At 70.7% G+C, this 11,847-nt stretch carries 9 protein-coding genes and 1 pseudogene; 5 read left to right on the forward strand and 5 right to left on the reverse strand.

Going from position 1 to position 11,847, the window contains the following annotated elements; all coding sequences use genetic code 11:
* Nucleotides 1-78: 78 nt before the first annotated feature.
* Nucleotides 79-285 (reverse strand): hypothetical protein, encoded by a 207-nt coding sequence (locus tag D7W79_RS00495; RefSeq protein WP_171435039.1) that lies wholly within the window; start codon nucleotides 283-285, stop codon nucleotides 79-81.
* Between the two features lie 59 nt (nucleotides 286-344).
* Here D7W79_RS00495 and D7W79_RS00500 point away from each other — a divergent pair, with 59 nt between their 5' ends.
* The 4 genes from D7W79_RS00500 to D7W79_RS00515 all read left to right on the forward strand — a co-directional run bounded on the left by D7W79_RS00500 (nucleotide 345) and on the right by D7W79_RS00515 (nucleotide 8,120).
* Nucleotides 345-2,735 carry a glycoside hydrolase family 31 protein gene (locus D7W79_RS00500; RefSeq protein WP_120523351.1) on the forward strand — a complete coding sequence of 797 codons (2,391 nt, stop codon included), beginning with the start codon at nucleotides 345-347 and terminating at the stop codon, nucleotides 2,733-2,735.
* 188 nt (nucleotides 2,736-2,923) lie between these two features.
* Nucleotides 2,924-6,139 (forward strand): PAS domain-containing protein, encoded by a 3,216-nt coding sequence (locus tag D7W79_RS00505; protein WP_120523341.1) that lies wholly within the window; start codon nucleotides 2,924-2,926, stop codon nucleotides 6,137-6,139.
* Complete coding sequence (locus D7W79_RS00510; RefSeq protein WP_120523342.1) at nucleotides 6,136-6,591, forward strand: response regulator; 456 nt, start codon at nucleotides 6,136-6,138, stop codon at nucleotides 6,589-6,591. The genes D7W79_RS00505 and D7W79_RS00510 overlap by 4 nt, the downstream gene beginning before the upstream one ends.
* Nucleotides 6,591-8,120: a sensor histidine kinase gene (locus tag D7W79_RS00515; protein WP_120523343.1), complete on the forward strand. Its 1,530-nt coding sequence runs from the start codon at nucleotides 6,591-6,593 to the stop codon at nucleotides 8,118-8,120. Before D7W79_RS00510 ends, D7W79_RS00515 begins: the two co-directional genes overlap by 1 nt.
* On the opposite strand, the gene sitI6 is transcribed toward D7W79_RS00515, so the two are convergent.
* Genes sitI6 through xth form a run of 4 tightly spaced genes read right to left on the reverse strand, consistent with a single transcriptional unit; the run spans nucleotide 8,098 to nucleotide 11,440 of the window.
* Nucleotides 8,098-8,808 (reverse strand): SitI6 family double-CXXCG motif immunity protein, encoded by a 711-nt coding sequence (gene sitI6 / locus D7W79_RS00520; RefSeq protein ID WP_120523344.1) that lies wholly within the window; start codon nucleotides 8,806-8,808, stop codon nucleotides 8,098-8,100. The genes D7W79_RS00515 and sitI6 overlap by 23 nt on opposite strands.
* Nucleotides 8,809-8,823: 15 nt before the next feature.
* Nucleotides 8,824-9,471: a SitA6 family polymorphic toxin lipoprotein gene (gene sitA6 / locus D7W79_RS00525; RefSeq protein ID WP_208729600.1), complete on the reverse strand. Its 648-nt coding sequence runs from the start codon at nucleotides 9,469-9,471 to the stop codon at nucleotides 8,824-8,826.
* Between the two features lie 11 nt (nucleotides 9,472-9,482).
* Entirely contained in the window at nucleotides 9,483-10,655 is a 1,173-nt protein-coding gene (locus D7W79_RS00530; RefSeq protein ID WP_120523346.1) for a threonine synthase, read from the reverse strand.
* A 14-nt stretch (nucleotides 10,656-10,669) separates the two neighbouring features.
* The gene (gene xth / locus D7W79_RS00535; RefSeq protein WP_120523347.1) at nucleotides 10,670-11,440 is read right to left on the reverse strand and encodes an exodeoxyribonuclease III; all 771 of its coding nucleotides are present in this window, start codon (nucleotides 11,438-11,440) and stop codon (nucleotides 10,670-10,672) included.
* A 207-nt stretch (nucleotides 11,441-11,647) separates the two neighbouring features.
* On the opposite strand from xth, the pseudogene D7W79_RS00540 reads away from it, so the two are divergent.
* A pseudogene (locus D7W79_RS00540) lies at nucleotides 11,648-11,847 on the forward strand (tetratricopeptide repeat protein); the annotation flags it as partial.

Raw genomic sequence — 11,847 nt, forward strand, 5'->3', positions numbered from 1 at the left:
TTGGGACAAAGGTACGGACGCCCGCACGGGGTGCCTCTCGCGCCCCGCTGCCTGCTCGCCGTTGGAGCCGGGTGGACGCTACGTGGGCGCGGCGCCGGGCTCGCGGGGGCGGAACAGCGAGCACGCGCGCACCGGCTGGGGCGCGTACTTCTGGGGCAGCAGCGGGCACATGATGAAGGTGGAGGTCCGCGTCTGGACGTAGCGGGGCGGCGCGGCGCAGCGATGGCAGAGGCTGTCCGGGAACGGCAGCGGATCCGGGGGCGGCGTCATGGCAGTGGACAGCATGGCACGGGCCCGGAAGGAAAGGCGGGTGCGGGCCGCGCGCGCTCCCTAAATTGCGAGGCATGCACGTCGCTGACGCCCACGTCGAACCCTACCGGCTGCGCCTGTCCGGCCGGCACGCCGTCCTGGAGGTGTCGTGTCCGCTGCCCGGGGTGCTGCGGCTGCGGCACTCGCCGGTGTCGTCGGAGGTCGGCTTCCTCCATCCCGAGCTGCCCGGCAAGCGTTCCTGGTCCGTCATCGCGGAAGGCGGCCAGGCGCTGACGGTGGAGCGCGACGGAGACCGGGTGCGCGTGGAGGCGGAGGGCGTGTCCCTGGAGGTGGACGTGGAGTCGGGGACGTGGCGCTTCCGGGACGCGCGGGGACGGGAGCTGGCGCGCTGCGTGGACGTGTCCGGGGAGGTGCAGGCCGCGTATCCGATGAGCCGGCAGCGCGCGCGGCTGGCGCTGCGGGCGCCTGAAGGGGAGCGCTACCTGGGCTTCGGGGAGAAGGTGGGGCCGCTGGACAAGCGCGGCATGCACTTCACGTTCTGGAACACGGACGTGGTGCCGCACCACCCGGACACGGATCCGCTCTACCAATCCATTCCGTTCTTCGTGGGCCTGCGCGAGGGCGTGGCGTGGGGGTTCTTCCTGGACGAGTCGTGGCGCTCGGAGGTGGACGTGGCGCTCGCGCACGCGTCGCGGGTGGCGTGGGAGTCGTGGGGGCCGGAGCTGGACTGCTACCTGTTCGCGGGGCCGGGCGTGGCGGACGTGGTGCAACGGTACGCGGCGCTGACGGGGCGGCCTCCCCTGCCCCCGCTGTGGAGCCTGGGCGCGCAGCAGAGCCGCTGGGGCTACGAGAACGCGGACGACATCCGGGGCGTCATCCAGGGCTACCGGCAGCGGGGCCTGCCGCTGGACTGCGTGTATCTCGATATCGATTACATGGATGGGTACAAGGTCTGGACCTGGGACGGGGCGCGCTACCCGGATCCCGCGGGCCTGGTGCGCGAGGCCGCGGCGCAAGGCGTGCGGCTGGTGCCCATCATCGACCCGGCGTTGAAGCTGGAGCCGGGCTGGAGCGTGTACGAGGAGGCGAAGGCGCGCGACTACCTGGTGCGCTACGACCGGGGTGGCGTGCTGGTGGGCGAGGTGTGGCCCCGGCCCGCGGTGTTCCCGGACCTGACGCGGCCGGAGGTGCAGCGCTGGTGGGGCGGCCTGCACCGCGACTTCGTGGCGCTGGGCATGGCGGGGTTCTGGAATGACATGAACGAGCCGTCCTGCTTCGCGGTGCAGCCGGACGTGGGCATCCTCACGCTGACGAGCGAGCGTTCCGAGGGCGTGGGCAAGGTGGAGGGCAACACGCTGCCCTACGACGCCCGGCACGGGGACAAGCGGCACCTGGAGGTGCACAACGTCTACGCGCTGGGCATGGTGAAGGGCGCGTTCGAGGCCCTGCGCGAGCTGCGCACGGAGGCCCGGCCATTCCTGCTGACGCGGGCGGGGTTCGCGGGCATCCAGCGCTACTCGGCGGTGTGGACGGGGGACAACTCCAGCCACTGGACGCAACTGGAGACGTCCTTGCCCATGTTGATGGGATTGGGCCTGGCGGCGGTGGCGTTCACGGGGGTGGACATCCCGGGCTTCATCGGCCGGGCGAACGGCGAGCTGCTGGTGCGCTGGATGCAAACGGGCACGTTCTACCCGCTGATGCGCAACCACGCGGGCAAGGGCACGTCGCCGCAGGAGCCGTGGCGATACGGCGAGCCGTATCTGTCATTGGCGCGAGCGGCGCTGGAGCGGAGATACCGGCTGTTGCCCACGCTGTACACGCTGATGCACGAGGCGTCGGAGACAGGGATTGCGCCGCTGCGGCCGCTGCTGATGGAGGCGCCTGGGGACGCGGAGGCGGCGGGAGCGTTTGATCAGTTCCTGTTCGGGAAGGACCTGCTGGTGGCGCCGGTGGTGCGGCCCGGACAGACGAAGCGGCTGGCGTATCTGCCGGCGGGCGCATGGCTGGAGTGGCCGGGGCTGGAGCGGACGGGAGCGGTGCTCGAGGGAGGACAGCACGTCATCGCGGACGGGCCCCTGGACACGGTGCCGGTGTGGCTGCGCGCGGGAGGCGCGGTGGCGCTGACACGGCCCGCGCTGCACACCACGGACGCGAACTGGAAGCACCTGGAGTGGCACGTGCACGCGGCGCCGCAGGTGCACGGCCAACTGTACGAGGACGCCGGAGACGGCTACGGCGAGTCACGGCTCACGGTGCTGCGCGGCGGTGTGACGGGCGGCGTGCTGCGCTTGGAGCGGAGCGAGACGGGAGCGCTGCCCCGTGTCCGGACGGAGGAGACCCTCCGCGTGTATGGCTTGGAGTCCGTGAAACAGGTCACGGGGGCGCGTGCACACCGTTTCGAGAACGGCGTGCTGGAGCTTCGGGTCTCCGCGGACTGGACCCGGCTGGACGTGACGCCGTAGGTCAGCTGAGGGTCCGTTGTGCAGGCTCGGCTGGCCTGGGAGCAGGCGTTCGACGTACCCGTGAGGAGGCCTGAGACACCGGGAAAGGCCTGTCCGTGACAATGCGTGAATCAAAGGGTTGCGCGCACGCGTGCGACTGAGCACGACTCAGACGACATGGCTGAGCACGCGCGACAGGGACGGAGGGAGTGAGAGACGCCGTAAGACAGCTCCTCACCGCGCCGCGCTCCCGGACCGCGCGGTTCTCCGTGGCGGTTGTCGCCGCCCTGGTCAGCACCGTCCTCTCCACGTTGCTCGAGCCCTGGGTGGGCGGGCACTTCTTCGTCGTGCCGCTCAGCGGCGTCATCCTCAGCGCCCTGTATGGCGGTGTTGGCGCGGGTCTGGTGACGACCGTGCTGAACGTCGCCGGCTTCGTGCTCCTGCCCTACTTCCCGATGGTCGCGACCCGCCCTCCCCTGCTGGAGGACTTCCTCCGGGCGCTCGTCTTCGTCGTGGTGGCGGCCCTGCTGTCCTGGGTCGGCGCGGCGCTGAGGGACTCCTACCTCCGCAACGAACAGGCCCGGCTTGAAGCGGAGCAAGCCCGCTCGGAGGTCGAGCGTACGAGCGCCGCCCGGTGGGCCGCGGACGAGGCGCGGCGGGTGGCCGACGCGCGGCTCATCGAAGTGCTCGAGCGGATGTCCGATGCCTCCTTCACGCTCGATGCGGACTGGCGCTTCCTGTACGTCAACCGGGAGGGCGAGCACGTGATGGGCCTCCCTCGCGAGTCCCTCGTGGGCCGACGCCTGTGGGACGTGTTCCCGGCCACCCTGGGCTCGGCCTTCGAGCGCTACTACCGGCAGGTCATCGAGACGCAGCAGCCCGTCGAGTTCGTCGAGTTCTATCCGCCGTTCCAGGCCTACTTCGAGGCGCGGGTGTTCCCGGTGCAGGACGGCATCTCCGTCTTCTTCCGCGACGTGACGGCCCCACGGCGGGCGCAGCAGTCCCTGCGGGAGAGCGAGGCGCGCTTCCGCTCGCTCGTCCTCGCCATCGCGCAGGTGGTCTGGACGACCAGCGCGGAGGGCCTCATCGAGGAGGACAGCGCGAGCTGGCGGGCCTTCACCGGCCAGACGTTCGAGGAGATGAAGGGCTACGGGTGGCTCAACGCGCTGCATCCGGACGACCGGGCGCAGGCGGCGAGCGTCTGGAAGGAGGCGCTGGCCCGCCGCGGTCTCTACGAGGTGGAATACCGCGTGCGCAGGCCCGACGGCACCTACACCCCGGTGCTCGCGCGCGCGGCACCCGTCCTCAACGCGGATGGGAGCATCCGCGAGTGGATGGGCACCAACACGGACATCACCGAGCGCAGGCGGGCCGCCGCCGTGCAGACGGTCCTGGTGGAGGCAGGACGGCTGCTGTCGGAGTCGCTCGACCCTCATGTGATCGCGAAGTCCATCGTCCAGCTCGCGTCCGAGCAGCTCGCGGACCACGGGGTGCTGGACCTGCTGGACGCCAGGACGGGCCGCCTGGAGCGGATGGCCGTCTTCACGCCGGACCCCACGCTGCGCCCGCTCCTCGATGAGGCGCTCCCGCCGACGCCCGACCTGGACGCGCACAACCCTGCGGCCGAGGCGCTGCGGAGCGGCAGCCCCAGGCTCCTGACGGTCACCCCGGAGGTCCGCCAACGCCTCGCCGGCACCCAGCGGCAGCGCGAGGCACTCGCCCGGTTGGATCCACGGAGCGTGGCGCTCGTCCCGCTGATCGTGCGCGACCGCAAGGTGGGGCTGCTGTCGCTGGGCTGGACGGGGCGGGTGCGGCAGCCCACCGGGGACGACCTGAGCGTCGTGATGGCGGTCGCGGACCGGGCCGCGCTCGCGCTGGAGCAGGCGCGGCTCCACGAGGAGCTGCGGCAAAGCGAGGCGCGGCTCCACGCCATCGTGGAGAACTCGCCCGCCGCCATCTTCCTCAAGAGCATGACGGGCGAGTACCTCCTCGTGAACCGCCGCTTCACGGAGGTGACGGGCGGCATCACGGGCAGCCCCCTCGGGCGCACGGACGAGGAGTTCCTGTCGTCGGCCATCGCGACGGCGGTGCGCGCGAACGACCAGGAGGTGCTCCACCACGGGCGGGTCGTGGAGCGCGAAGAGGTGGTCCCCATGCCGGGCGGCGAGCAGCGCACCTACCTCTCCATCAAGTTCCCGCTCTTCGACGCGCAGGGGCACGCGTTCGCGGTGGGCGGCATCGCCACGGACATCACCGAGCGAAAGCAGGCCGAGGCCCAGCTGCGCCGGTACGCGGAGCGCCTGGAGGCGCTGCACGCCATCGACCGGGCCATCCTCCAGGCCGTCTCCCTGCAGGACGTCGCGCGCACCGCGCTCTCCTCCCTGCGCCGGCTCGTCGGGTGCGACGAGGCCAGCCTGCTCATCATCGAGCCGGGCGCGGAGGTCTCCCGCTGGACCGTGAGCGCCGAGGCCCCGGAGGCCCTGCGCCACGAGCGCCTCCGCTCCGCCAGCGATGCGTCCCCACGGGAGCGCCCTCATTGGCTGGAGCTGCCGCTCACGCTGGGAGGGGGCCGCCAGGGGGCCCTCCAGCTCACGAGCACGCGCGAGGAGGCCTTCGACGGCATGGCCACCCAGGTGGCCGAAGAGGTGGCGGCCCAGGTGGCCATCGCCCTGGAGCAGGGACGGCTGCGCCGCGAGCTCGAGTTGCACGCCAGCGGCCTGGAGGCGCAGGTGACCGCGCGCACCACGGAGCTGCAGGAGGCGAACGCCCAGCTGGAGGCCTTCAGCTATTCGGTGTCGCATGACCTGCGCGCGCCGCTGCGCGGCATCGACGGCTTCCTGCGGCTCGTCGAGGAGGACGTGGCCGGGGCCCTCTCCGAGCGCGGGCGGGGCTACCTGGCCCGCGTGCGCGCGGCGGCCGGCCGCATGGGGCAGCTCATCGACGATCTGCTCAAGCTGTCGCGGCTGTCGCGCGCGCCGCTGGAGCGGGGGGACGTGGACGTGAGCAGCCTGGCCGCCTCCGTGGCCGAGGAGCTGCGGGCGCGCGACCCCACGCGTGCCGTGGAGGTGAGCGTCGCCCCCGGCCTGCGCGCGCGCGCCGACAACCGCCTGCTGCGCGTCGCCTTCGAGAACCTGCTCGGCAATGCGTGGAAGTTCACCGGGCGGCGCGAGACGGGGCACATCCAGGTGGGGAAGGCCGACGGCGCGTTCTTCGTTCGGGATGACGGCGCGGGCTTCGACATGGCCTACAGCGACAAGCTCTTCGCCCCCTTCCAGCGGCTGCACGACGCCACGGAGTACCCCGGCACCGGGATAGGACTTGCGACCGTGCAACGCATCGTGAGACGCCACGGCGGACGCCTCTGGACCGAGGCCGCGGTGGATCAGGGTGCGACCTTCTATTTCACCCTCGGAGACAGCCCATGAATGCCAGGTGCGGCACCATCCTTCTCGTCGAGGACAACGCGGATGACGTGGACCTCACCCTCATCGCCTTCGAGCGCGCGGGGCTGAGCGCCCAGGTGGTCGTCGCGCGCGACGGCGTGGAGGCGCTCGACTACCTTTTCGGGATGGGGGCCCACGCGGGCCGCGACGTGCGCGAACAGCCGAGGGTGGTCCTCCTGGACCTGAACCTCCCGAGAGTGAGCGGGCACGAGGTGCTGCAGCGCATGCGCGCCGACCCGCGGACCCGCGAGGTCCCCGTGGTGGTGCTGACCTCCTCGCTGGAGGAGCGCGACCTGCGTGAGAGCTACCGCCACTTCGCCAACTCCTACGTCCGCAAGCCGGTGAACTTCGACGAGTTCATCGAGGTGACGAAGCAGCTGGGGGTCTACTGGACCACGCTCAACCGCGCCATGGCCCAGGGCGAGGTGGTGTGATGAGCCCCCTGCTGCGGGTCCTCATGGTGGAGGACAGCGAGGACGACTCGGAGCTCACCCTGGGCGAACTGCGGCGGGGAGGCTTCGAGCCCTCGTGCGTGCGCGTGGAGGCGGCGGACACGCTGCGCGAGGCCCTGCGCACGCAGACCTTCGACGTGGTCATCTCCGATTTCACGATGCCCGCCTTCACCGGGCTGGACGCGCTGCGCATCCTCCAGGAGAGCGGCAAGGACATCCCCTTCATCCTGGTGTCCGGCAGCGTGGGCGAGGACGTCGCCGTGGCGGCGATGCGCGCGGGCGCCCAGGACTTCTACGCCAAGGGCAACACCACCCGTCTGCCAGCCGCCGTAGAGCGGGAGCTGCGCGAGGCGGAGGTCCGGCGCGAGCGGCGGCGGATGGAGCTGGCGCTCGCGGAGAGCCAGGCGCTCCAACGACAGATTTTGGAGAGCGTGCGGGACTACGCCATCTTCTCCGTGGACACGGAGCACCGCATCACGAGCTGGAGCCCGGGCTGTCAGCAGGTCCAGGGCTATACGGCCGAGGAGTTCATCGGGCTGCCGTTCGAGCGCCTCTTCACGCCGGAGGACATCGCACGGGGCGGGCCGGAGGCGACGCTCCAGGAGGCGCGCGGGCGCGGGCAGTCCACGGGCGAGGGCCTGCGGGTGCGCAAGGACGGCTCGCGCTTCTGGGCGCAGACGTCGCTCACGCCGCTGCTGGACGCGACGGGGCGGCTGCGCGGGTACACGCAGATCATCCAGGACGTGTCGGAGCGGAAGCGGCTCATCGACGAGCTGCAGGCAGCGGTTCGTGCGCGCGACGAGTTCCTCTCCATCGCGGGCCACGAGCTCAACACGCCCCTCACGTCGCTCCAGCTCCAGCTCCAGAGCCTGCGGCGGCCGGTACAGCAGGCCGCGGAGGATCCCACGCAGGCCGCGAAGTTCAGCCCCAAGCTGGAGGCCGCGCTCCGCCAGGTGTCCCGGCTCGCGGAGCTCGTGAGGATGCTGCTGGACGTGTCCCGCGTCACCTCCGGACGGCTGGAGCTGCGGCCCGAACCGGTGGACCTCACGGTGGTGGCGCACGAGGTGGCCGAGCGGCTGGAGGGCCTGCGGTCCTCCTCGGCGTCCACGCTGGAGCTGCGCGCGCCCGAGCCGGTGACGGGGCGGTTCGACCGGCTGCGGGTGGAGGCCATCCTCACGAACCTGCTCGTCAACGCCTTCAAGTTCGGCGCGGGCAGGCCCGTGGTGGTGACGCTCGTGCGCAGGGACTCGGTCGCGCGGCTGACCGTACAGGACCACGGCATCGGCATTGACGCGGCGGATCAGGTCCGGCTGTTCCAGCGCTTCGAGCGCGCCGTCTCCGACCGGCACTACGGCGGCTTCGGCATCGGCCTGTGGCTGGTCCGCCAGTTCGTCGAAGCGCACGGCGGCACCATCCAGTTGGAGAGCGCCCCAGGCCAGGGGTCGGTCTTCACCGTGGAGCTGCCCATCGTGGACGCCGACGCCGCGGTCAGAGGACGGGGAGTTCCTTGAACACGACGCCTTCGAATTCGAAGCGGCTCACGGCGTCCACGAAGCGCTCCGTGGCGATGATGACGGTGGTGAAGTCACTCAGCCGGAACAGCTCCAGGTCCGTGGGCAGCGTTCGACCGTCCAGGATGGGCGCGGCAGGAAGCGAGTCGCCCTGACGGCCGCACCGTTCGCACGGGCGTTCACGTCCGCCCGGGAAACAGCTGTCGTGCAGGCGGCCCCGGCAATGGATTTCGACCTCCCGCAGATCCACCTCCGTTTTGCTCCGGAACCGGAGGTCCATCTTGCTGACGCGAAGAGCGATGCCCGCTTCACGCAGCTGATCCACGGTCTCGCTCCGCATCACCAGGGTCCAGGGGTCCGGGAGATCGAGCGCGCTCCACTTGCCCGAGGCCTTCCCGATGAGCGGACCGAACTCGGCCCCCGGTAGCAATGGCGCCTCGAAGGGCACCTGGGCCCGGAGGAGATCACGCAAGCGCTCATACTCCTCGAGCGGTACCTGCCTTGCTTCCGCGAGGTCTCCCCTGTGGGCCCAGCCAGAGAGATCCACGGAGGGATACGCCTCTCCCAGTCCCCCAGGACTGGACCCACAGACGGGACACAGCCCTCCCGGCAATCCCCACCGGTGGCCTGCGTCCAGGAAGCCTGTAAAGCGAGGGCCTTCAGCAGCCTTCAGCCTGAAGAGCTTCATGAAGTCCTCCTGACATCACTGCATGTTGTAGTACGGGACAATGGGCCCCATGAGGTTGAAGTCGACGATCATCCGGGCCAGCTGGTTCTGGATCTGTTGCGGCGTCGCGTTCTGATGGCTCTCCGCGAACTCTCTCCAGGTCTTGTTCCAGAGACCGCCCCTTCCTCCCGGACCATGGATTCGCACGTGCTCAGCGCGAGGAATCACCATCGTGAAGTCATGTACGTTGATGCCTGCCCGACGCTTGAAGAATCGCGCGAGGTTCGGCTCTTGCGGATAGAGGTGATGCTTCACCCATCCCGAGCCTGAAGGCTTCCTGCCATCGAGAGGCGGAGTCGGAGCGGGATGGTTGTACCAACGGATGACGAAGATGGCGTCCCGGTCACCCGGCAGTGACTGGGCACTGCCCCAGTTGCGCCGGGGACCTGCCCCGGGTGCCGCTGACGACACGGGAGGCCGGATGCCTCCCCGCGCGAGCAACACTCCGGTGTCCTCGCAGCGATAGAGGCCACAGAGGTCATCCGCGCAGACCAGTGCCACGCACCGGTCGTCGCCCTCGCAGGCGTGGTCCTCCTCCGCCGCGCCCCAGTCCTCCAGCGCGGGCAGGGGCGCGGATGCGCACCCCGCCAGCATCACGGAGAGAACCAGCGCGGAGACCCTCAAGCGCCGGAGGCTCACCACAAGGGCGCCATGTTCTCCACGTACTTGAAGCCCGTGCCCGTGTTGAATACGACCACCGTCTCCTCCGGCTTCACATCCCCTGCGGCGTGCAGCTTCTTGAGCGCCGCCACGCACGCGCCGCCTTCCGGCGCCACGAACAGCCCCTCCGCCGCGGCGATGTCCTTCGTGCCCTGGACGATCTCCTCCTCCGTCACCGACACCGCCGTGCCATGGCTGTCCTTCACCGCGCGCAGGATGAGGAAGTCGCCCAGCGCCTTGGGCACCCGCAGGCCGTGCGCGTGCGTCGTCGCGCCCTGCCACATGGGCGCGTCCGGCTTGCCCTCCGCGTGCGCCTTCACGATGGGCGCGCAGCCCTCCGCCTGCACCGCCACCATGCGCGGCCGCTTCGCGCCGATGAGCCCCATCGCCTCCATCTCCTCGAAGGCCTTCCACATCCCGATAAGCCCCGTGCCCCCGCCCGTCGGATAGAGGATGACGTCCGGCAGCGTCCACCCGAGCTGCTCCGCCAGCTCGTAGCCCATCGTCTTCTTGCCCTCGACGCGGTACGGCTCCTTCAGCGTTGCGCACTCGTACCAGCCGTGCTCCTTCGCCAGCCCCGCGCACACCCGGCCCGCGTCGGAGATGAGCCCCTCCACCGTCTCCACGTGCGCGCCGTACGCCCGCGTCTCCATCAGGAACAACGACGCGATGTCCTTCGGCACGAAGACGTGCGCCTCCAGCCCGCCCCGCGCCGCGTACGCCGCCAGCGCGCTGCCCGCGTTCCCCGCGGAAGGCAGACACACCGCCTTCGCGCCCAGCGCCTTCGCCATGGACACCGCGGCGGACAGGCCTCGCGCCTTGAAGGAGCCCGTGGGGTTGCCGCTCTCGTCCTTCACCAGGACCCGCTGCAATCCCAGCCACGAACCCAGCCGGGGCGCGGAGAGCAGTGGCGTGAAGCCCTCGCCCAATGACAGGCGGTGCGCCGGGTCGTCCACCGGCAGCACCTCGTGGTAGCGCCACATCGAACGCTCACGCCCGGGCAGCGCTTCCTTGCGCAGCGTCCGGGCCGCGCGCTCCAGGTCGTAGCGCGCGAACAGCGGCGCCTGACATGCCGTGCACAGGTTCCACACCTTGCCCGGCGCGAACGTCTGTTCACACTTCGTGCATTCAAGTCGGAGGACGGACATGCCTCCGACTCTACTCAGTCCTTCAACTCCAGCCACACCGGCGCGTGGTCCGACGGCTGCTGTCCCTTGCGCTCCTCGCGGTCCACGTCACACGCCGTGAGCCGGGGCACCAGCGGCGCCGTGAGGAACAGGTGGTCGATGCGCACGCCCTTGTTCTTGGGGAACATCAGCATCCGGTAGTCCCACCAGGAGAACTTCTGCACGTCCGGGTGCAGCTTGCGGAACGCGTCCGTGAGCCCGAACGCGCACACCTGCTGGAGCGCGTCCCGCTCGCGCAGGGTGAAGAGCGTCTGCCCTTCCCACTGCGCCACGTCGTACACGTCGATGGGCTCCGGCGCGATGTTCCAGTCCCCGCCCATCACCACCAGGTCGTCCGGCTTGTGGCGCGTGTCCAGGTAGTTCCTCAGGCGCCGGTACCACTCCAGCTTGTAGACGTACGCGGGCGAGTCCACCTGCTGCCCGTTGGGCGCGTAGGCGCTCACCACGCGGATGCCGTTCACCGTCGCGGAGATGAAGCGCGCGTGCGTGTCATCCACCCCGTCCGACAGGCCCCGCACCACGTCCGTGGGCTCCGTCTTCGCCAGGATGGCCACGCCGTTGTACGTCTTCTGCCCGTGCACCGCGGCGAAGTAGCCCGCCTCCTTCACCGCGTCGAAGGGGAAGTCCGCGTCGGTGCACTTGAGTTCCTGCAGGCACAGCACGTCTGGTTGGGCGCTCTTCAGCCAGTTGACCAACCGCTGCTGCCGAGCCCTCACCGAGTTCACGTTCCAGGTCGCGATTCGCATGCGGCGCGGACCGTCGCACGCGGCCCACGCCCCTGCCACGCTTTTCCCCCGCCGCCTGTGGCCCCAGGGACACACCCGCGGGCCTCCCGAGGGGAAACCCGTTGGCACACCGGTCGCAATAGGAGGTCTCGGGCCGCCACCAGCGCGGCCCCGGGCCGCCGCTCCAGGCGCCCGCCGCCGAGCCAGAGCAGCCCCGAGGGGATTGCCATGAACCCGAAGACGCGCACCCGGTCCCGCCACCCCGCCTCCTTCCGGCCCTTCACCGTGCCGCCCGCGCTTCGCAAGGTCCTCGTCCCCGCCGCGCTCGCCGCCCTGGGGCTCGCCGCATGGGAGGACGTCCCCCTGCCCCGCCTGCTCAAGCCCTGGCTCGCCCACGCCGTGGAGGCCCGCGCCGCCCAGGTCCCTGT

This window comes from Corallococcus exercitus (genome assembly GCF_003611585.1).
Classification (GTDB): domain Bacteria; phylum Myxococcota; class Myxococcia; order Myxococcales; family Myxococcaceae; genus Corallococcus; species Corallococcus exercitus.

Coding starts and splice junctions, on each gene's coding strand:
- D7W79_RS00495 (WP_171435039.1), bottom strand. CDS start 285: ATGCTGTCCACTGCCATGACGCCGCCCCCGGATCCGCTGCCGTTCCCG.
- D7W79_RS00500 (WP_120523351.1), top strand. CDS start 345: ATGCACGTCGCTGACGCCCACGTCGAACCCTACCGGCTGCGCCTGTCC.
- D7W79_RS00510 (WP_120523342.1), top strand. CDS start 6,136: ATGAATGCCAGGTGCGGCACCATCCTTCTCGTCGAGGACAACGCGGAT.
- D7W79_RS00515 (WP_120523343.1), top strand. CDS start 6,591: ATGAGCCCCCTGCTGCGGGTCCTCATGGTGGAGGACAGCGAGGACGAC.
- sitI6 (WP_120523344.1), bottom strand. CDS start 8,808: ATGAAGCTCTTCAGGCTGAAGGCTGCTGAAGGCCCTCGCTTTACAGGC.
- D7W79_RS00530 (WP_120523346.1), bottom strand. CDS start 10,655: ATGTCCGTCCTCCGACTTGAATGCACGAAGTGTGAACAGACGTTCGCG.
- xth (WP_120523347.1), bottom strand. CDS start 11,440: ATGCGAATCGCGACCTGGAACGTGAACTCGGTGAGGGCTCGGCAGCAG.